The organism is Blastopirellula sp. J2-11 (assembly GCF_024584705.1).
GTDB lineage: Bacteria > Planctomycetota > Planctomycetia > Pirellulales > Pirellulaceae > Blastopirellula.
The window spans coordinates 5421679-5442264 of sequence record NZ_CP097384.1 but is presented as its reverse complement, the minus strand read 5'-3'; the positions used below and the strand labels follow the sequence as shown (position 1 = coordinate 5442264).

Here is a 20586-nt window from a genome sequence, read left to right as displayed (position 1 = left end):
CGATTCGCTCGTTAGGAGGAAACAGCTTGGCGGGTGAGAAAGGTTTCGCGACGATCGGCTGCGATTTCTTGGGGATCAAACAAGTCTGCGATCAGGGCCTTGACCGAGGTTTCGATGTGATAGGCCATGGCGGCGGAAGCTTTTTCGGGATCGCCGGCCGACATGGCGCGAACGATCGCCAAATGTTCAGCGTTTTCGTTCATTTCGGCATAGTTGTCGCGAGCCGAACGACGCATATGACGTGCGTCACGCAGCGTGCGGAACAAGATTTTGTAACGACCAATTTCGTAAGCCAGACGCTCGCTGCCGCAGCGTTCGGCGATCAGCTCATGCAGTTGCGAATCTTGTTCACGCGTTTTTTGCGACCAGCGTTTGTTTCGTTTGGCGGTATCGAGTTCGGCTAATTGCGACTCGAGCAATTCCAGCTCAAACGGCGCAATGCGGCCGCAAACCGAGCGAACCGCTTCGCATTCTAAGATGCGGCGAACCTGGCAAATTTCTTCGACCTGTCGCGGACCAAAGGCACGCAGTACGGCGCCGCGATTGGGCTGGAGTTCGACAACGCCGATCCCTGCGAGTTCGACCAGCGCTTCGCGAACCGGCGTGACGCTGACTTCAAACTGTTCGGCCAAGTGCTCTAGTCGCAGACGTTGCCCAGGGGCGAACTTCCCTTCAAAGAGGACAAGCAGGATATCGCCCACAAGTTTTTGTCGGCGGGCCCCATGTTGGACTTCGTTTGCACTTGCCACGAGAGATCTCAAGCTATGATGAAGTGGAATCGTCAAAGCTTCGACGATATCGATAAGTTGGATTTTATACAATCGGGGGCGAGGCTTCAATCATTTTCTGAAAAAATGGTAATTTGCCCTTTTCGTTCTGGCGAGAATTATTGACCAGCGAATCGGCACAGATTGTTGCAATAACGCAAAAGAGACGCTTCCGTTGGGGAGCGTCTCTTTTGCGTTAGCGAGCGAATCAGGCGAACAACTAGTCCACGACCGGAGGAATTGGCGGAATTTCCACCGCTACTAATTGGCCGTCAGACGAAGGGGACGGAGCGACTTCGGCAAGCGTCATCTCGCCGGGGCAAACGTCCGACTTAGGGCAGATCGAAGCTTCGCTGCAGCACGAAGCGTACTCAACCGGGCCGGTGCTGGCGCTTTGTTGGCAACTCGATTTTTGCCCAAACGAGCAACTGTGGGCCGGTTCTTCGGGCAACAGAAACGACAACGCGTTGGCGACTTCTGGAACATACTGTGCGGCGAACAGCGTGCCTGCACAGAGAGTAAAGAAGGAGTAAAGGACAATTTTGCAAGTGAATCCAAACCAGCTGCGACTCTGGGGCGCACCGGTTACAGGCGAATCATTGACGTGATCGGGACTTGGTTCCGTTTGAGTCATCGGCTTCGGCTCCCAGGGGGGATTTGGATGGAATAGAAGTAAAAGTAGTGATTCCTGTTATGGGCATGCAACGACCGTGGCGAAAGTGAATTGCCGCACGATCCACTCGGAATCGTTGAAATTTCACGAACACGGCGGAAATAACGTCGATTTTGAACCGAAGTCGCTGAGGCGAAATTCAATCTGCTTTAGTTAGGCAGGTTAGAGACTTCGATCGATCGCCCGTTGCTGGCCTCAAAGCGATGTTCCTTGGGCCAGAAATGAATCGTCCCGGCCGAAGCCGTTTGACGCGGTGCGCCCAATTGCTGTTGATATGAAAGCTGTGCCGCCGACCTTCCGCTGCCGTGGAGAACGATCATCTCTTTGGAGTTGGAATAGGTAAATCGTTCGCCGGTCGCCGAGTAGAGACGGCCGCGAATATTCGCATTGCCAACCGCCATCAGTTCGACCGACTCCGCGGCTCCGCCTGGGGACTTGATCTGCGCGATGGTCAGTTCTTCGCAAGTCAGTTCGACATCGGTTTCGCGCATTCCTTGCAGCGCGTTGGCGGCGATCGAATCGCCCCAATTGTTCACCGGTCCATAGATCGCCGGGTGCACATCGCGGAAAGCAATTTGGCGTCGATAGATGTTGCCCATCACCCCCTGGCGGAAGTTGACTTCGACAAAAGTCAGCTGATCTTTCGACGGGGCAGGGGCGCCGTTTGGTTGCAGTTTCGTTTCAAAGCCGACAAAACCAATTCGCGTGCTGCGAGCCGAGCCAGCGCCGCTGACCAAAATATCTCCGGTTTGATGGTCGATGCTGAGGTTGTCGGCTTTCATCTCATCCAAGCTCAGCAGCTTCCCTTGCTGCACGGTTGGATTGTAGGCGTTGAACCCTTGCTTACATTCAATGCGGCGGACGTTGGGATTGCGGCTTGGCCCCAGTTGGCGGAAGTCGATTTGTTGATCCAGCACGACTTCCAAGCGACCGGTGTTAAGCTGGCGCTGTTCGGTCACCATGCCGAGCCGTCCTTTTTGGAATTGCATCGGGCGCCCGCGAACGGCCACGTTGCGATCGAAGATGATTCGATCTCCGATTACCTCCAAACTTCCCTGCCAGGTGATGGTGTAAATCTCGGGCAGCGCCAGTTTTCGACCTTCAAAATCGCGATCCATCGGCAACAGCAATTCGCCGGGACCTTGGGAGAAGACCCGATTGCGGGCCTGATCCATTTGCAGGTGATTGCTGAAGAGCTGGATGCCGCGACCAGAAATCATGCCGGGCGCGCCGACGACATGCGCATAAGCGTTGGGCGACGAGGCATGTTCGATCTGAATGACATCGCCGGTCACGACCAGCGGCGGCTTGTTCGGTTCGGCCGAAAGCGTTTCTTTCACTTCGACATGGCCTGAGATAGTTGCGTTTTCGACCAACATTTTTTCGGCCATACGCATGAAGACCAGCTGAATTAGGTCGCCGGTCATATCAAACTTGGTCGTCGGCGGTTGGGTCGGCTCGACTTGTCCGCCGTTCGCGATTGGTTTTAAAGGGGATGGTTGTGCGGTTCGTTGCAGCGAGACTTGAACGCCAGACTGGGCGGGGATCGACGTGTTCGGTTCTCCTCGTACGATCGCCATCGTTTGTGCGTCTGGCTGATCGAGCGAGAGCGCTGCGTTGAGTTCTGGATACTGGAACCAGGCTTTCAGTTCTTTTGTTTTGCCGTTGAGTTGCGGCGAGCGAATGTTGACTTGGCCGCTGGCGTGCATGCGATCGGCGAGCAACTGTTTGTCACGTTTGCCGGGAATTCCGAGAGAACGAATCCAGATGTAGAGGTTGTCGGCTTGGATTTGTCCGCGACCTTCGACTCCGGCGGATACGTCGCCAGCCAAGGTCATGACGTGCTCGCCTGACTCGTTGGGTTCGACGCGCAGCTGGTCGCGCCAGCTGACCATGACGGCGTCACCAGACTTGCTGTCTTTGCCCAACTGGCCGCTAAACGTGCCGGGACCGGCCGCCCACAGTCGCCCCAGTTCACGGCTGTTTTCGGCCATTTCGTATTGAACATTGGGGGAACGTACGACCCACTGGTCTTTGGCGAGTTCGGTATTCTGATCGCCGCTGGCTTCGATGCGTCGTCGTACGACGTCATAGATAAACTGCTTGGCCGACGCTCTAGCGCCGGCGCTGGGGGCCTGCAATGTGGCCGGCGCACCGACAGCAACTAGTCGTTGAACTTTCAGCTTGCTCGTGGATTGCGAATCGTCTGTCGCCGGCTTTGCTTTGGCGACCTGATCCTCTTCGGTGAAGTAGATCTCGATCAAATCGCCGCGCAGCTGGTCAGGCGTAGTCGCCGCAGTCGGACGAGTAACGACGACGCGCTCTCGAAAGCTGGCGATCTTTAGCGCGGCGTCAAACAAAAAAGGGCCGTTGCAGGTGATCTCTAGCGGCGCCGAACTTTCGTTGCCGGCATTAGGACCGGCGCCGATCGAGTCGCTCAAACCGTTTTGCAGGGCGATCTGGATGCGATCCACGTGGTTGAGTTGCAGCGACTGCAAGCCGCCGATGGCCGAAGTGCTTTGCCCAGGCTTCTTTTCCGATTCGTCCAGCTTGGCGATCAAGTGTCGGCCGCTGCCGGAACTGCCGCCGTAGCGAAATTGAATCGGCGCTTTCGTTTCGATCCAGCCGGGATGCAAATCGACGTCGCGCGTTTTGATCGCAACCCCGTTCATTGCTTTCGGGGAAGAGGGCTCGCGGCGGATCGTTACCTCGCCGTCCAAGCGACCGCCATCTAGCTGACCGATCTTGCCAAACGACAAGTTCAACTCGCTAAAGTGCAGGACCGCTTCTTTACCTTCCAAGATCAGCGGAGGTTCATTCAATCGCTGTTGGCGATCATCGGTCGCAAAGACCAGAATCGTCACCGGTTCGAGTTTCAGCCGATTGGATTCCAACTCTTTAAAGTCACGCATCAAAAGCATGATGCGATTGCTTTCCAGAACCTTGGTTCGACCAAGCTGCCAAGAACCGGGCGGAAACAGTTTCGCGAGAAACTCTTTTTGCTGCCCGACGATATCGGGCGTGAGATACGTCTGATCGTCGCCAGCGCGGCGGCGAAGATTCGGCTCAATCCAGGGTACGACCAGCACCGTGTAGAGAAAGTATGTGCCGACGACGACGGCGATGCTGATTGCGATTCGCTTTGTTTTGTTCCACATCGCGCTGTCGTCGTCTTACGTCGAAATGGTGAAGGTTGAATTGAGAGAAAAACGAAACGTGTTGATCTGCAGCGGTGAACGTTAAAAACTGCGGACGATATCGGCCCAGCGTCCTTGCGCTTTCAGAATCAGTTCGACCAGTTCGCGTACGGCGCCGCGTCCGCCTGGTAATTGAGTTACATAGTGGGCCGCTTCACGTAGTTCGGCGGCCGCGTCTTGGACGGCGACGCCGAGCCCGGCCATGCGAACCACCGGCAAGTCAGGCAAGTCGTCGCCGATATAGGCGAACTGCTGACTTGTCAGGCCAAACTGCTCAAGCAGATCGTTCGCTACCGACAGCTTGTCGTCGATTCCTTGTCGCACGACGTCGATACCCAGCTCTGACGAACGCAGGCGAACGGTTTGTGAGTTTCGCCCGGTAATGATCCCAAAGCGAAAGCCTGCTTTCCGCCATACTTTGACGCCGAGTCCATCACGAATATGGTACTGCTTCGCTTCGATTCCTTCGTTGTCCAACAAGACGCCGCCGTCAGTAAGGACGCCGTCGACGTCGGAAACGATCAGTTCAATCGATTTGCAACGTTCTTCCAGTTTCATCTACGCATCGCTTCCGTTCTGGTTCGGAAAGGGGACGGTCCACGGCGATTCCGGCTCATCCAGCGCCGATTCGCCGCCTGGCGAAGTCGCCGCCAAGTCGACCAGATCGGTGATGTCTAACATGCCGATCGGCTCACCGCTATCGTTGATCACCGGAAGTTCGCTGATCTTCGACTTCGCGATCGCGGTAAGCGCCTCTTGCACGCGGACGCCGCTGGTTACCGTTTTGGGAGATTGGGTCATCACGCTCGAAATCGGGTGATCGAGCAGTTCGGTGCGGCCGGTTTCAAATATACGAGCCAGATCACTGTCGGTGAAAATTCCCGCCAGCTTTCCCTGAGCGTCGACCAGCATGATAGCGCCGGTGCGACGACCAGGTCGACAGGCGCTTACAAAGACATCACGCACGAGTTGATCGCAACGTGAGATGCGACATTCGGTTAGCGGACGCATCACCGCTTCGACCCGCGCCAGCTTGCGTCCCAAACTTCCGCCGGGATGATAGCGGGCAAAGTCTTCAGGACGGAACCCGCGTCGCCAGCTGCAAGTGAGCGCCAGCGCGTCGCCGAGGGCCAGCATCGCCGCGGTGCTCGTGCTGGGCGCCAGGCGATTGGCGCCGGCTTCGACGATCGGCCCTAGCGGCAATACGATCTTTGCTGCGCGAGCTAGCGTGTTGTTTTCGTTGGCAGTGACTGCCACGATTTGGGCGCCCAGCGACTTCAAACAAGGGATCAGGCGAACGATCTCGTCGGTTTCGCCACTTTGCGAAAATGCGAGGACGACATCTTTCTCATCGACTCGTCCCAGGTCGCCGTGAATCGCTTCGGCAGGATGGAGGAAATGACTGGGAGTTCCGGTCGATGCAAACGTAGCCGCTATTTTTTGACCAATTAGCCCTGCTTTACCCATCCCAGTGACGATAATATCGCCGGGGCATTGCATGACCAGATCGAGCGCGTGACAGAATCGGGCGTCAAGTCGCTCGGCGATTGCCGAGAGAGCGTCTGCTTCTTGCTGAATAATCGTGCGGCCAAACCGCAGAACTTCCTCCTGCGGAGTTTCTGCCGTCAGTCGTAGGGCGGCGCCATCCATGGCAATTTCCCAACGAGTTAGGGGAATTTTAATATTCGACCGCAACTTGCGCGGAGTGTAGCGGGTTGATTCTAGGGAGGTTCTGCGAACAGAGCAACGTCGAAGCGTGTCTCAAGAAGAGACGTTCTTCTCAATTCGAGGCGCTTTCTGGCGAATAGCTAGACGATATTACAGGAGTTAGCGATAAATTCCGCGGATTTGGAAGAATTGGCCCGAATTTCGCAACGTACGAACTGTTTGCGGCGTCCTATCTATAGCGGCAGGGCGCCTGTAACCCGAACACCCAGCTTGATAATGTACAACCGGCGTCGGTTTGCGATGGATCGCGACCGGGAAGTCCCACGACGCCTGAACGTTGCCTCAAAAGCGCAATGAGCCCCTTTGACGATCGGAGGGGAGAGGTTGAAGAAAACGATGGTAACACTCTCAAGACTAGGCCCTTTTGCGCTGGAGAACCGACTCGACCGTCGACATGACACCGAGATTTTTCGGGCCGTTCATCTCAAGCAGCATCGCCAAGCAGCGATTCAAATCTTACCGGCTCGCTATGCGGCGGATCCGGTGGGTCGCAAGCAATTGCAGGCGCGCAGCGAACTTCTTCGCAAGCTGAATCACCCGAATATTGTCCGCTGCTACGGCGCCGGCATCGACGAATCGACCGCGTTTCTGGCGATGGAATTGGTCGAGGGAGAATCGTTCGCTCAGTTTATGGATGACCGGATGACGATGCTCTGGGGCGTCGTTCTCGATATCGCCCAACAGATCTGCGCTGGGATGGAATTCGCCCACTCGCGCGGCGTCTGTCATCTGCGTCTGAATCCTTGTTGCGTGTTGTTAGCCGGCGAAGGTTTAAAGCACCCCGATCTGCCGCTCGAAGTGAAGCTGACCAATTTTTGGGCCGGCGTCGCTTGGAGCAAAGAACCGATGGCCGAACCGACGCTGGAGAACCAGCAATATCTCGCGCCAGAACAGTTTGATCCGCAAGCGGACCTGGATACGCGCAGCGATATTTTCTCGCTGGGTTGTATTCTGTATCGCGCACTTTCGGGACGTGTTCCGTTTCCGCTTCAGGAAGATGACGCCCCGGGATCGGTTGCTCGATTTGCGATTGAAGCGCCGCGTGTTGCAAGTTTGGCCCTCGATTGTCCGATTTGGCTTGATCGCGTCATCATGCAGATGATTGAGATCGACCCGGCGAAACGGATCGCATCGATGGAAGCGGTCGCATCGGCGCTGCGAGAAACTCGCTCGGCGGTAGCCGCCGGGACCAGTTCGCTGGAACATGCCGTGGTTGGCAACGCCGGCCGCAATAGCAACATCGAAACCGGCGTCGCCAAAGAAGACGCCAAGCGATTACTCAAGAAAAAGAAATCGCAAGGTCCCTTGGGGCCGTTCTACGAGCGTGCTTGGTTTCTGCTTGCGTGCCTATTGTTGATCTTCGCGATCATCGGCTTCTCGTTTCTGCCGATGTCAGAGCAGCAGATGTTCGATCGCGGCGCTGCACTGATGAAGACAGAGAATGAGACCGACTGGAAGCGAGCCGAAGAAACCTACCTGTTACCGCTTGTCGAGAAATACCCAGACACCGAACTTGCCGCCGAAGCCCAAGTTTATCTTGATCAAATCTGGATTCGAAATGCAGAAGCTCGCTTGCGCAATAAAGAGCGGGGGCATGGTCGCGACTATAGCAACGCCGGCGAAGCGATGTTGGCGGCGGCACGCAATCGGGAGGCGATCGGCAGTCAGTTAGGAGCTTGGGAACGTTACGATGCGATGATCGCTCAACTACACCCTGGCTCGCGAGAAGAACGCCCCTACTTTCTGATCGCTCAGCAAGAGTTGGAAAAGCTGCGTCATCGCAAGGTGGAAGCGGATGTCGAAGTCTTGTCGGTGGACGAGTACCTCGATCTTGCCGAGAAGGCGATCAGCAAAGGGGAGCGCGAGCAGGCCCGGTTGATTTATCGCCGGATCATCTCCCTCTACGATCAGCATCCAAAGCTCTACGACGAAGTTCAAACGGCCAAGCAAGGGCTGCAGATGCTGGGCTCTTCGTAGTCGTGATGATTTCCCGTCCTTTCCAATTTTACAACCCTGCCAAAAGTCGACTTACTTCCGCTTTCCTGCTAGCTTGCCGCAGTCGTCATAACCCCAGCCACGAGCCTCTCTTATTGCCAAACGATCCCCCCGTTCGTGCCTACAAAACTATTGACGAAAATGGGGACGCATAGACAATAGAGATGCTCTCCTTCCGCTGGAATTCCCCAGATTCCGCCCGTTTGCCCACCCGCTGTGTCGTCGAGATTGCAAGCCATTGCCATACTCGCGACCAAAGTCTATCCGTATGCACCTTTATACTTCCCTTATCCCATTTGGCGTTGTTCGCGCCGCGGCGTTTGCCGGGCTGATCGTGATAATCAGCGTCGCTCGGGTGATGGCGGAAGAATCGCCCCGCATTGATTTTTCCGCCGCCCAAAAGTTGCTGGAGACTTCGTGTGCAGACTGCCATGGTGGTTCGGAAGGGGAGGGGGGCTTTTCCCTGAGCAAGATTGCCGATTTGAGCGCGCTCGGGACCCACTATGAAGAGTGGATGAAACTGCGGCAGCGATTGGCTGATCACTCGATGCCGCCCAATGATGCGGAGCCGATGGATAGCGCGGCCCGGCTGCAACTGGTGGATTGGATTAAGCAAGCGACGCGAGACGCGATTCGCCAGCAAGGAGAACTCGCGGGCCCGCCGCTTTTTCGCCGGATGGCCGCGCATGAATATTCCAATACCATTCGTGACTTACTGGGGATTCATTTCGACGCCGGCAATGGTCTGCCGCAAGATCCGGCCGGAGGCGAAGGTTTTAATAACGCCAGCGAGACGCTGATTATCTCGCCGATCCATGCCGAGAAATATGTCGAAGCGGCGACAGCCGCGCTCGACTACGCCGCCCACGATTCTCAATCGCGAAATCGAATATTGCGCCAACGGCCCAGTGACAAACTATCAGAGCAGGAAGCGGCTCGGCGAAACCTCCATGAATTTGCGAATCGCGCCTTTCGGCGGCCGGCGACCGACGAGGAAGTCGCTGCGATCGTCCTAACGTACGACGAGGCCCGCGAGTCGGGACTCGATTTTGAATCGGCCTGTTTTTACGCGCTGCGCGGCGTGTTAATTTCACCCAATTTCCTGTTCCTCATCGAGGACGCGCCGAGCGAACCCCATAAGTCGGTTCCGCTTACCAATCATGAGTTGGCGTCGCGGCTCAGTTACTTTCTCTGGGCGACGACCCCCGATCAAAAACTGCGCGAAGCGGCTTCCGCCGGCAAGTTGCAAGATCCAGAAGAACTCCGGCGCCAGACGATGCGGATGATCCAGGAAAAAGGGACTCATCTCAATGATTCGCTCACCCATTTTGTGGGGCAATGGCTAGGGACCGCCGACCTGGGACGCTCAAAGCAAATCGATCATGAGTTGCACCCCTCGCTGCAAGACCAGCATATCGCGGCGTTGCGTGATCAGCCGGTTGCGGCCTTTGAGTCAATGCTGAAAGAGAATGAGAGTCTATTGAGCCTGATCGACGCCGATTGGACCATTCTCAATAACGAGCTTTGTGAGATCTATAAGATCGACCGCGGCAAGTTGAAAGGAGAGTTCAACTCGCGACTGCAGCGTTATGCGCTACCTGATGAATATCAGTATCGCGGCGGTATCCTAGGAGCAGGCGGCGTCATGGCGGTCGCCTCATATCCCCGCCGCAGCAGTCCGGTGCTTCGCGGCGTCTGGGTGTTAGACAAGCTGCTGGGAGTCGAGCTTCCTCCACCGCCAGCCAATGTGCCGCCGCTCGAAGAATCGAAAGAAGTGGCCCAGGCGCTCACGTTGCGAGCGCGCCTAGAACAGCATCGGGCCAATCCGTCCTGCGCGACTTGCCATGATCGGATCGATCCGATCGGATTCGCGTTGGAGAACTTCAACGAGATCGGTCGTTGGCGCGACAAAGACGACGGGGGCAAGATTGATCCGCTGGCGATCTTGCCAAATGGTGAACAGATCGACGGCCAAGCGGGACTCAAGAAATACTTGCTGGAAAATAAAGAGCAGTTCGTCCGTCACCTGACTCAAAAAATGCTTGGCTACGCTTTGGCTCGTGGACTGCAGGCGAGCGATGTCGCGACGGTCGAATCGATCGTTGAGCGGTTGCAGGCAAATGAATATCGATCCCAAGAACTGGTGCTCGCCATTGTGACGAGCGAACCCTTTCGTCATAAGAGAGTCACCCCATGAAGAAGCCAAGAATAACTCGCAGAACCGTGTTGCGCGGTGCAGGCGCCGCACTGGCGTTGCCTTGGCTTGAAGCGATGGGGCCGGCCGCCGCCGCCGGCGCTCCCGCTGGGGATATTCCGCTACGTTTTGCGGCGCTCTTCTTTCCGAACGGCGTGCGCCAGGAAGTTTGGACGCCGACAGAGACCGGCGCCGGATACTCGTTGCCGAGACAGCTAGAACCGTTGGCGAGCGTGAAAGACGACGTCTCGGTCGTGTCAGGCTTGTGGAACGAAGCCAGTGCAAACACCGGCGACGGTCACTATGTGAAAGACGCCGCCTGGCTGACAGGCACGACGATTACGAAGACAACCGGCGTCAATCTCAATAGCGGCGGCCGATCAGCCGACCAGATCGCCGCCGAACTGCTCGGCAAATACACGCCGCTGCCGTCGATGGAACTGGGGACCGAACCGGTCAGCTCCGGCGTAGATGGTACGGTCGGCTATACCCGCGTCTATGGCGCTCACATCGCGTGGCGAACGCCGACGCAGCCGTTGGCGAAAGAGATTAATCCTCGTCTGGCGTTTGATCGGATGACGCTGATCGCCAGCGGCAGAGCGGAAGGACGCTCGAACCGCCCGCTGTTGGATCGTGTCAACGAAGACGCCAGTTCGCTGCGCAACAAATTGGGAAGCAATGATCGTCATCGCTTGGAGCAATATCTGGAGTCGGTCCGTTCGCTGGAGAAGCGGTTGGAGATGATCGAGTCGACGTCGCAAAACGCGTGGCAATCCAAGGTTGACTTCTCCAGTCGAACCGCTCCCGCCGGAAATCCGAAAGATCATGTCGAACGGACGCGGTTGATGCTGGACATGATTGCGTTGGCGTTTGAGGCTGACATCACGCGTGTCTGCACGTTTATGTTTGGCAATTCGGTCAGCTCGATCAATTTCTCCTTTCTTGACGGCGTCGAAGGCGCGCATCACGAACTGTCGCACCACCAGGGGAAAGAGGAGAAATTGGCGCAGTACGAACGGATCGCCAAGTGGCACGTCGCCCAGTACGTCTATCTCCTGGAAAAACTTCGTTCGATTCCGGAAGGGGAAGGCAACGTCCTCGACAACAGCGCCATCCTGTTTGGTTCGGCTCTGCGCGACGGCAATTCGCATAGCCCCCACGATCTGCCGCTGTTGGTAGGCGGAAAAGCCGGTGGGCGATGGAAGCAAGGGCAGCACATCGCATCGACGCGCGATAATCCGATGGCCAACTTGTTGCTGACGATGTTACAGGCCGTTGGTTCGCCGGCGAAGCATTTCTCTGATTCATCGGGACCGATCGAGCAGTTGTTAGCGTAATCCTGGTCGATTTTGGGGGATTGTCCTGCGTCATCGCTTAGGTGAATATCCAATAGTGTCGCATCGCGGCTGAATCGTCTGGTTCATTGCCGCCGCTTGTTTTGGATTCGCCCAAAATTGACCAGGAGAGAATTTCCTATGTCTGATGTGATTCATGCTTTCGCTGCGCATTCCGCCGGCGCACCGCTAGAACCATTTGAATACGATCCCGGCCCGTTGCTCGACAATCAGGTCGAGGTCGCTGTCACGCACTGCGGCATTTGCCATTCTGACTTATCGATGGTGGAGAACGAGTGGGGAATGACCGCGTTTCCCCTGGTTCCTGGACACGAAGCGTCTGGCGTTGTCGCCGCGATGGGATCGCAAGTCAAAGGGCTGAAAATCGGCCAGCGCGTCGGCGTTGGTTGGCAAGCAGGCAGTTGCATGTCGTGCCCGCAGTGCATGGGGGGAGATCATAACCTGTGCGCCCAGTCTGCGGCGACCATCGTCGGGCGTCATGGGGGCTTTGCAGATCGTGTGCGCTGCGATTGGCAGTTCGCGATCCCGCTCCCAGATTCGTTGGAAGCGGCGGATGCTGGCCCGCTGTTTTGCGGCGGCGTGACGGTCTTCAATCCGATGTTGCAATACGGCTTGCTGCCGATGCATCGAATCGGCGTGATTGGTATCGGCGGCCTCGGCCACATGGCGCTGCAGTTCGCCAACAAATGGGGATGTGAAGTAACCGCGTTCACATCCAGCGATTCGAAGCGCGAAGAAGCGCTGCAACTGGGCGCACACAACGTCGTGAATTCGCGCGATTCTGACGCGATGTCGAAGTTGGCCGGCTCGCTCGACTATATCCTCTCGACCGTCAACGTTTCGCTCGACTGGCCGGTGATCTTGAACGCTCTAGCGCCTAAGGGAAAACTGATGGTTGTCGGCGCCGTGCTTGAGCCGATTCCAATTCCGGCGATGTCGATTATTATGGCCCAGCGATCGGTTTGCGGTTCACCGATCGGAAGTCCCACGACGATCGCCAAGATGCTCGATTTTTGCGCGCGTCACAAGATTGCCCCGCAGACCGAGACCTTCCCCATGTCGAAGGTCAACGACGCTCTCGAGCATCTGAAGGCGGGTAAGGCGCGTTACCGCATCGTGCTGGAAAACGATATCGCGAATTAGCCAGAAGTGATCCAGACACGATCAACAAGTTATCCCCAAGCGAGCGTGAATATGCCGGGAAAGCACACGCTCGCTTCATTTGCCGCTAACGCGTAGCGCATAAAAAAACGGATGTCGTCGGGACTGCATTCCGGCGACATCCGCTAATTTTTTGCGTGGAATGCTCGAGGCGTCGTTTCCCAAAACCGTATCGGACCGAAAAACGCGTACGTTCTCATTCACGCTTGACGAACTTGTTGGATCGGGACATCCGCCCACAATTCCATTACGAGCATCCCAAGCTATTCCCGCAGTTACGGCAGACATAACACGTTCCGCTAGGAACGGTCAAACCACCGCAACGATCACAAATAGGAGCGTCTGAAGGCGACTGCGCGCTGGGCCTGCCGATCGATGATCGACTAGCGATCTCCGAACGATTGACGAGCCACGGTTCGCCCCCCATTGTCTTGGCTGTTTCCTGGTCAACTTGCGGCGCCGTGATTGTCCCATCCACTGGGTCGGCATCCGCTTTCCTTGCCCTCGGGTACAACGCCGGCATCTCCGTGTCCGACGCGATATCGCTCCTATCGGCCTGTCCCTGACCATGTTGACCGACGTTTTTCCCCACGCCGGACCACTGCTGCAAATCATGCTTTTGCTCAGACGCTTCAACGATTATCGTTGATGCGTCGTCACGCTTCGTTTCCACGAAGTCGTTACCATACCCGCTTCGAAATCTTTTGGCTAGCCATTGAAATATGTAATCAACAACGCTTGCGGCAATTGGCGTTTCTCGACTTGACGTGATCCCCATCGGTTCGAATCGAACATGCGAAAATTTGTTCGAAAGCACCTCAAGCGGAACTCCGTATTGCAGCGCAATCGAACACGCGATTCCAAAGCAATCGATCAGGCCGCCGATCGTGCTGCCTTCTTTCGCCATCGTAATAAACAACTCGCCGGGTCGTCCATCTGGATAAAGACCGACGGTCAAATATCCTTCATGTCCGGCGACGTTAAACTTGTGCGTGATCGAGCGTCGCGTCTCCGGCAATCGCTCGCGGTTCGGTTGCTGTGCGTGCGCCGCCGGCGATGGTCTTTCGGCGCCGGCTCTAAGCGGTTGACTCTGTTTCGAGTTGTCGCGATAGATCGAAAGCGACTTTAGGCCCAGTCGCCAGCCCCAGAGATACGCTTCGGCAATATCGCTAGGCGTCGCTTCCTGCGGCATGTTGACCGTCTTGGAAATGGCGCCTGACAAAAACGGCTGCGCCGCGGCCATCATCTGGACATGGGCTTGCCACGAAATTGTTCGTCCACCCGGTTCCGCCGGAAATGCGCAATCAAACGTCGGCAGATCGTTCTCACGCAAGTGAGGCGCACCTGTGAGTGAGCCTGTGCTGCCCAAGTGGTCGACGATCGCGTCGATCTGCGACGATGAATAACCGAGCGTCTCCAGCCCCAACTGCACAGTCCGATTGACGATCTGCAGCGAACCTCCGCCTGCTAAACGCTTCGTCTTGCTTAGCGCCAACTCCGGTTCAATTCCGGTCGTATCGCAGTCCATAAAAAAGCTGATCGTGCCGGTCGGCGCCAGGACTGTCGCTTGAGCGTTGCGGAAACCGTCGCGCTGTCCGGCGATCTGCACTTGTCCCCACAACTCTCGGGCAAATTGCCATAAATTGGCCGGAGCGCTTTGCACTTCTTCCAGTGCCGCCGCATGCTTGTCGATCACCGCTAACATTGCGTCGCGGTTTTCTGCGAAGCCAGCGAACGCGCCGCGTGATGCGGCGATCTCGCTGCTGGTTTGCAGCGCAGCGCCATGCAAGATGGCGGTAATCGCGGCGCAGGTACCCCGGGCCGAATCACTATCGTACGGCAAGCCGCTCGCCATCAGCAACGAACCGAGATTCGTATAGCCCAAACCAAGCGGGCGAAAGCGATGGCTGTTCTCAGCGATCTTAGCGGTCGGATAACCCGCATGATCGACCAAGATCTCTTGCGCCAAAAACAGCAAGCGGCAAGCGGCGGCGAAACGAGGCGCAGCGAGCGTTCCCTCTGCAGCGCGAAATCGCATCAGATTCAGACTCGCCAGGTTGCAGGCCGAGTCGTCCAGAAACATATATTCCGAGCAAGGATTGCTCGCGTTGATTCGCCCTGACTGCGGACAAGTATGCCAGGCGTTTATCGTCGTATCGTACTGCACGCCGGGGTCGCCGCACTGCCAGGCCGACTCGGCCATGTGTTGCAGCAACTCGCGCGCAGGATAGTGCGGGCCTTCATTTATCGGCTTCGTGATCCAGTGCGTTCGCCAAGATTGATCGCGCTCGACCGCTTCCATAAATGGATCGCTGACACGGACCGAAAGGTTGGCGTTTTGAAACAGGATTGAGTTGTACGCTTCGCCGTTGAAATCGGCGTCGTAACCGCCATGCTCGATCAGGATGCGGGCCTTCGTTTCTTCTTTCGCTTTGCACTGAATGAACTCGAGGATGTCGGGATGCTCGATCTTGAGTGATTGCATCTTCGCTGCGCGGCGCGTCTTGCCGCCTGACTTCACGACGCCTGCGACCTGATCGTAGACGCGCATGAACGACAACGGTCCTGACGGCTTTCCGCCCCCCGAGAGTACTTCACACCGTGAACGCAACGTCGATAGATCGGCGCCAGAACCGCTGCCGTACTTAAAGAGCATCGCTTCAGAGGCGGCCAACGACATGATCGACTGCATGTCGTCCTCCACCCCTTGGATAAAACAGGCCGACGCTTGCGGATAGGCGTAGGCGTCAGCGTCGCAGGTTGCCTGCATCGCGACGGGATTCCAGCGCCAGACGGCGCGATCGCCGGTCACTCCATAGGCTTGATGCAGACCGACGTTAAACCAAACCGGCGAGTTGAACGCCGCGGCTTGATCCAGGCAAAGCCAGACCAGATCGCGATAGAAGACTTCGCCCCCTTCCGGCGTCAAATAACCGTCGGCGACTCCCCAATCGGCGATCGTACGGACGACGCGCTCGACCAGTTGTCGCAAACTATTTTCCCGCGCGGCGGTTCCTTGCTCGCCAAAGAAGTACTTACTGGCGACAATGTTGACGGCCGTCTGGCTCCAATGTTCGGGAAACTCGACGTCCAACTGCTCAAACAAGATTTCGCCGTCGGCCGACTGTATCACCGCGTTGCGACGACTCCACGCAAAAGCGTTGTAGGGAGATTCGACATCGACCGGACAGAAGGCCGGAGAGACCTTGAGCGGCGTGGGAATCGTCGCTTCCAAGGGATGCGATTGGGATTGCGGCTGGCGGATCATAACTTACTCCAGGGCCAATATATGGTGCTGGGTGTGTGCAGGCAACACAATATATGGTGTCGAGTCGGCCGGATTGCGGGTTTTTTCGAATATTTGGGTAGATGAGGAAAACGTGTCAAACCAATCGATCACAAACGAATCAACGGAAGTTGATCGGTTGGCTGAGGTTGCGAAGCCCCCTACACAGCGTTTGGCGATATGGCGATTTTTGGCTTCGATCGCAGCAATGGCTGCCTGCTGGGGCCTGATGTTGCTGATCGCCTGGTTCGGTCGACCGGGATTTATCATCGCCATCTTGTTGATCTACTCGGGGTTTTTCGCCGCAGTGAGTCAGTTGGCGATACTCATTTCCTGGCCGCTGATTGCTCCGGTAACCCGCCTGCCGGTTGGACTGGCGCTCTTGCTGATTGTGATGTCCGTTTTTGTCGTACTTTTTGAAGTTCATCAGTCCGACGAACTGCACCTCTGGTTAATACTGATCGCATCTCAATTCATGTTGGTCACCATCGCCAGCTTGGTCGTGAGGCGATTCAGTAGGTTTCGTCCCCAGAGTTCGCGTCACTTTTCGTTGTTGACTTTGATTTTGACGGTAACCGTCGTCTGTGTCGGATTGGGAGCGGTGCGCGCGATCGCCGCAGCGCTGGATATCGGATTTGCCGAATTCGCCGAGAGTCGAGTGGCCAATTTTCTGACGGTTGCCCTGATCAACGCAACCGCCGCGACTGGCCCCTTGCTGGCGCTGACGACGCGCAGGATTTTGTTTCGTGTGCTGCTGCTGATCATCGGCCTCCCGCAAGCGTTGCTGTTATCACTGGCAATTCTCTGGCTGCATGACTGGGCGGCGCCCGATGAGCATGTGTTGAACGCACAGGAGATGGTCATCTTTATCGGCATGCAAGCAACCAGCATTTCGCTCGGTATGCTGCCGATCGTATTTGCGCCGAAAAAGCAGCTGACCAGCGCAAAAGTGGAACCGCCGTCGTCCGGCGTGTTACAACAAGATCCATGACCAGCAGCGAACTTGCCGCCGAAGTGACGGGCGCCTGAAATTCAATGCGGCACGGGACGAAGCATGAATAGCACGGACGTTGCAGCGGAAGAAATAAGCCCTGGTATTGCCATCGCGCGCGAAGCGACGTGGCTCTCCTCTCCTGTTGGACGTAGTGCGCAGTCGCTGTTGTTATTGGTGGTCGGAATTGCGGTTGTCTGGAGCGCTGCGGAATTATTGATTGTTGCTTTTGGTAACCAGAAAATGGCTCAGGTGAGTCAGCGCCCGTTGTGGAATATAATCGCCGTCTCAACAGCGGCGGCCAGCCGACAGGTTCCCATCTGTTGGGCGGCGATTGTCATTGCGCTGCCGATCGGCAGATTCTATGGGCGAGCTCTATTCTGTCTGTTGTTGGCGGCCAGTACGGGACTGGTCCTCCACATGACCGATCCTTGGCCGATTCCCGATGGTCCTGATGGGACGCTGGTAGAAGCAACGCTCGTCTGGGCGAAGTTTCTGGTGATCGCCGCCGCCGCGCTCAGCGGAAGATGGTGTGCGAACTTGATCAACGGAGCTCACCGGACTGGCGCGCCTCGTTTCTCGTTGTGGGAACTATTGTCGATCGTCCTGTTTGCCGCGATCATCGTGGCGATCGCCAAGACATTAGTCCCATGGGTCGAGTGGAGACAGTTTGGTGAGATGGGGAAGGTTGTCTCCGTGATCGTGCTGATGCAATGCGCCACAAGTTTGCTGTGCGCCAGCGGACCGATCATCGCGTGGATGCTGCCGGGGCGCACCGCCAAGCGAGTTACTATTTGGATCTCAGTACTACTTATGCCGCTAATCGGCGCGGGCTTTCTCTATGGGACAAGCCGTCTCTTCGACGGCATCGGTTTTTTACTTTCAACCGGTTTGTCGTACACAACTGCCCAGACGGTGATTCTCGTGATAAGTTTCCTGCCGATCATCTATATGCCGCTCCAGTCAGCTAAAGTCATGGTTCGCGCCGGTGACCCCGACTGCGAGGAGTTGGAGGCATGACGGTTACGGATGTCGAGGACAGTTCTCTGCAAGATAGCCCAAGCACGTTTCGTTGGCGCGATCGATTTGGTTCACCGATCACGCGGTGCATGATCTCGCTGATTTTGTTACTGATCGTTTCTCCGCTCTATTGGAGACTGGGAGCGATTCTGCAATCGTACGTTGGAGACGCGATCCCCGGCGACCCAACACTTTCGTGGCCGCTGGCGGCGATGTTTTTTATACGCGTCTGGCAGAATGAATTCTATTTTGCGTGGCTTGCAATCGTCATCGCACTTCCGATCGGTTCAGCCGTTGCGCGAGTGCCGCTTTGTGTCGTTGCGATGGCCGGGATCTTTGCAGCGTTGGTCAACGGCTGGATGAATTCTGCCTATGCCAATTTAGTTAATCCCGTGGCGGCAGGTCTGCAGATTCTTCTCGGCATTCTTAGCGTTGTGCTTTTGACGTGGACCATGCGAGGATTCGCCCGCCTTTACGGTGGCGGCTCGCAATTTTCGGTCAGGACGCTATTTCTAGTGATTACGGCGGCGGCCGTCGTGCTGGGGATCGTTCGCTTTCTCGGAATTTCTCATGTGTGGGTAAGCCAAATGTTTTCCGAAGGGCAACTTGCGGGGCTCGCCTATCATTCAGCTCGGCAAACCTCCATCTCATGCGGTGTCGCGGGAGCGGCAGCGTTTGCTGGAACCCGAATTGGCTCATTTTTTTGGTGGGCGGCTGTGCCAATTGCCCTGGTCGGAGCAACAATCACCCACCTCCTATCTGAAAGCTATTTGAGCCCGACTTCGATGGGGTCGACTCTGCTGTACTTTGCGATGCTTTCAGCCGGACTTGCGTTTGCTATCTTGCCGTTGGTCTGGCTCCCTTGGCGCCGATCATCCGCTAATCCTGCTCAATCTCTTCAAACAGCGCCAAACTAGCCGTGAACCCATGCATGAAATTTTGCCCGGCGATCGGCCCCAGTTCGCCCATCGCAAAGATCCCGGCAGCCGGGATATCGCCGCAGGCGGCTTGTAGACACTCGGCGTCATGGTTGGGTGAGGAGAAGAGCCGCGTTCCGCGACCGTTGCAGGTGAAGACCAGCGCGCCGAGCGGTTGCCCGCCGGACTCGGTCGCCAGCAGTTGTTTCAGGTCGGCGTCGGCCGAGTTTTCGTCGCGGACGTGGAACTGGATCGTTTGACCAGGGCGGACGTAGTCTCCCACCGCGATGCCGCCGGTCTCTTGATTGACGCCGATCACGTTGCGGATGATGAAATCGCCGGGCTCAAATTTTTCGCGATACTCATCGACGACCTGGCCGATGTGGAGCCCGCGATTGACCAGTTGTTGATCGCTGGTCGGCAGTTGGGCGAAGATCTCGCGGATGATCTCCAGCGGAGGCCGTCCGCCGAGCAAGTGAATTTCGTTCCGCTCGCTTTTTGTGATCACCATCGGCTCACCGATCGGGCGACAACCTTGCGAGACGACGCTCCGTACGCGGACCGCGCCATGCAGATAGATCGCGGTTGCTCCTGTCTTTTTCACTTCACGGCCATGCACCAACAGGTTTTCGCCGGGCGCATGTCCGCCGCTCGCCATGCCGCCGATGATCGGCACGCCGGGCTGGTCTTCATTCATGCGGGCCAACAACGCGTCGGCCGGAAAGCTGAACGGTTCGCCCATCAGCAGCAGCGTCGCCTCTTTCGGCCATTGGAGCGGCAATTTTCCGCTCCAACCGATGAACGATCCGCCGTCGGGCGTCCGCTGAAACTCTAGGTGCATCGGCGTCACTTCGACCCCCGGCAGATGCGCCAGCCAGAGCGAAATCGCGGGGGCTTGTTCGATCTCGCGACCGACGCCGACGATCGCTTCGCCGGTCGTGCCAAACAGATTTTCGGTTCCCAGCAGCTCGCACAGTTGGGACGCGATCGTTTCCAACTTGTCGGCATGTTGCGGCGAAACGAAGACAAAGGCGATATCGACCGGCGCGGCGAGTTGCTCGAGCGCTTCACGAATCACTTGGGCAATCGCTTCTTCGGTCGCTTCATGCGTCGAGAGAGCAGCGGCGAATTTTAGAGTAGAAGAGGTCATGAGTTACTTTCGCCGACAGCGGTGAAGTGTTTGTGGTTTTAAAAATTGGGCGCCACTGCGTTCGGCGCCATGCTCTTACCGCGTCTTCGCGGAAAGAGCATGTCTTAAAGACCGTTATTTAGGCAACCGTTAGGTCCGACGGCGTGGAAGTC

The 20586-nt window shown here is 56.7% G+C and carries 14 protein-coding genes; 7 read left to right on the top strand and 7 right to left on the bottom strand.

Going from position 1 to position 20586, the window contains the following annotated elements; all coding sequences use genetic code 11:
* Positions 1 to 11: 11 nt before the first annotated feature.
* From M4951_RS21480 to M4951_RS21460, 5 genes are all read right to left on the bottom strand, one after another.
* Positions 12 to 749 carry a GntR family transcriptional regulator gene (locus M4951_RS21480; RefSeq protein ID WP_262023672.1) on the bottom strand — a complete coding sequence of 246 codons (738 nt, stop codon included), beginning with the start codon at positions 747 to 749 and terminating at the stop codon, positions 12 to 14.
* A gap of 238 nt (positions 750 to 987) precedes the next feature.
* Positions 988 to 1401, bottom strand: a complete 414-nt coding sequence (locus tag M4951_RS21475; protein WP_262023671.1) for a hypothetical protein — start codon at positions 1399 to 1401, stop codon at positions 988 to 990.
* A gap of 188 nt (positions 1402 to 1589) precedes the next feature.
* On the bottom strand, positions 1590 to 4598 hold the full coding sequence (locus M4951_RS21470) for a hypothetical protein (RefSeq protein ID WP_262023670.1): 3009 nt from the start codon (positions 4596 to 4598) through the stop codon (positions 1590 to 1592).
* An 81-nt stretch (positions 4599 to 4679) separates the two neighbouring features.
* Positions 4680 to 5195 (bottom strand): KdsC family phosphatase, encoded by a 516-nt coding sequence (locus M4951_RS21465; protein WP_262023669.1) that lies wholly within the window; start codon positions 5193 to 5195, stop codon positions 4680 to 4682.
* Positions 5196 to 6287, bottom strand: coding sequence for an SIS domain-containing protein (locus tag M4951_RS21460; protein WP_262023668.1), 1092 nt, complete (start codon positions 6285 to 6287; stop codon positions 5196 to 5198). It abuts the gene before it with no gap.
* 414 nt (positions 6288 to 6701) lie between these two features.
* On the opposite strand from M4951_RS21460, the gene M4951_RS21455 reads away from it, so the two are divergent.
* The 4 genes from M4951_RS21455 (at position 6702) to M4951_RS21440 (ending at position 13052) form a co-directional block, all read left to right on the top strand.
* Positions 6702 to 8342, top strand: a complete 1641-nt coding sequence (locus tag M4951_RS21455; protein WP_262023667.1) for a serine/threonine-protein kinase — start codon at positions 6702 to 6704, stop codon at positions 8340 to 8342.
* Positions 8343 to 8628: 286 nt separating this feature from the next.
* A complete protein-coding gene (locus M4951_RS21450; RefSeq protein WP_262023666.1) occupies positions 8629 to 10557 on the top strand; it encodes a DUF1588 domain-containing protein in 1929 nt (642 codons plus the stop codon).
* Positions 10554 to 11891 carry a DUF1552 domain-containing protein gene (locus M4951_RS21445; RefSeq protein WP_262023665.1) on the top strand — a complete coding sequence of 446 codons (1338 nt, stop codon included), beginning with the start codon at positions 10554 to 10556 and terminating at the stop codon, positions 11889 to 11891. The genes M4951_RS21450 and M4951_RS21445 overlap by 4 nt, the downstream gene beginning before the upstream one ends.
* Positions 11892 to 12029: 138 nt before the next feature.
* Complete coding sequence (locus tag M4951_RS21440; protein WP_262023664.1) at positions 12030 to 13052, top strand: NAD(P)-dependent alcohol dehydrogenase; 1023 nt, start codon at positions 12030 to 12032, stop codon at positions 13050 to 13052.
* A 265-nt stretch (positions 13053 to 13317) separates the two neighbouring features.
* Here M4951_RS21440 and M4951_RS21435 read toward each other — a convergent pair whose 3' ends face one another.
* The gene (locus M4951_RS21435; protein WP_262023663.1) at positions 13318 to 16338 is read right to left on the bottom strand and encodes a vitamin B12-dependent ribonucleotide reductase; all 3021 of its coding nucleotides are present in this window, start codon (positions 16336 to 16338) and stop codon (positions 13318 to 13320) included.
* Here M4951_RS21435 and M4951_RS21430 point away from each other — a divergent pair.
* The 3 genes from M4951_RS21430 (at position 16286) to M4951_RS21420 (ending at position 19284) form a co-directional block, all read left to right on the top strand.
* The gene (locus tag M4951_RS21430; RefSeq protein WP_262023662.1) at positions 16286 to 17347 is read left to right on the top strand and encodes a hypothetical protein; all 1062 of its coding nucleotides are present in this window, start codon (positions 16286 to 16288) and stop codon (positions 17345 to 17347) included. The two genes, M4951_RS21435 and M4951_RS21430, sit on opposite strands and share 53 nt — an antisense overlap.
* Positions 17348 to 17410: 63 nt before the next feature.
* Positions 17411 to 18367, top strand: a complete 957-nt coding sequence (locus M4951_RS21425) for a hypothetical protein (RefSeq protein WP_262023661.1) — start codon at positions 17411 to 17413, stop codon at positions 18365 to 18367.
* Positions 18364 to 19284: a hypothetical protein gene (locus M4951_RS21420; RefSeq protein WP_262023660.1), complete on the top strand. Its 921-nt coding sequence runs from the start codon at positions 18364 to 18366 to the stop codon at positions 19282 to 19284. The genes M4951_RS21425 and M4951_RS21420 overlap by 4 nt, the downstream gene beginning before the upstream one ends.
* Here M4951_RS21420 and M4951_RS21415 read toward each other — a convergent pair.
* Positions 19247 to 20434, bottom strand: a complete 1188-nt coding sequence (locus M4951_RS21415) for an FIST N-terminal domain-containing protein (protein WP_262023659.1) — start codon at positions 20432 to 20434, stop codon at positions 19247 to 19249. The two genes, M4951_RS21420 and M4951_RS21415, sit on opposite strands and share 38 nt — an antisense overlap.
* Positions 20435 to 20586: the final 152 nt, after the last annotated feature.

Coding starts and splice junctions, on each gene's coding strand:
- M4951_RS21440 (WP_262023664.1), top strand. CDS start 12,030: ATGTCTGATGTGATTCATGCTTTCGCTGCGCATTCCGCCGGCGCACCG.
- M4951_RS21465 (WP_262023669.1), bottom strand. CDS start 5,195: ATGAAACTGGAAGAACGTTGCAAATCGATTGAACTGATCGTTTCCGAC.
- M4951_RS21420 (WP_262023660.1), top strand. CDS start 18,364: ATGACGGTTACGGATGTCGAGGACAGTTCTCTGCAAGATAGCCCAAGC.
- M4951_RS21435 (WP_262023663.1), bottom strand. CDS start 16,338: ATGATCCGCCAGCCGCAATCCCAATCGCATCCCTTGGAAGCGACGATT.
- M4951_RS21450 (WP_262023666.1), top strand. CDS start 8,629: ATGCACCTTTATACTTCCCTTATCCCATTTGGCGTTGTTCGCGCCGCG.
- M4951_RS21460 (WP_262023668.1), bottom strand. CDS start 6,287: ATGGATGGCGCCGCCCTACGACTGACGGCAGAAACTCCGCAGGAGGAA.
- M4951_RS21425 (WP_262023661.1), top strand. CDS start 17,411: ATGAATAGCACGGACGTTGCAGCGGAAGAAATAAGCCCTGGTATTGCC.
- M4951_RS21415 (WP_262023659.1), bottom strand. CDS start 20,434: ATGACCTCTTCTACTCTAAAATTCGCCGCTGCTCTCTCGACGCATGAA.
- M4951_RS21455 (WP_262023667.1), top strand. CDS start 6,702: ATGGTAACACTCTCAAGACTAGGCCCTTTTGCGCTGGAGAACCGACTC.
- M4951_RS21445 (WP_262023665.1), top strand. CDS start 10,554: ATGAAGAAGCCAAGAATAACTCGCAGAACCGTGTTGCGCGGTGCAGGC.
- M4951_RS21470 (WP_262023670.1), bottom strand. CDS start 4,598: ATGTGGAACAAAACAAAGCGAATCGCAATCAGCATCGCCGTCGTCGTC.
- M4951_RS21475 (WP_262023671.1), bottom strand. CDS start 1,401: ATGACTCAAACGGAACCAAGTCCCGATCACGTCAATGATTCGCCTGTA.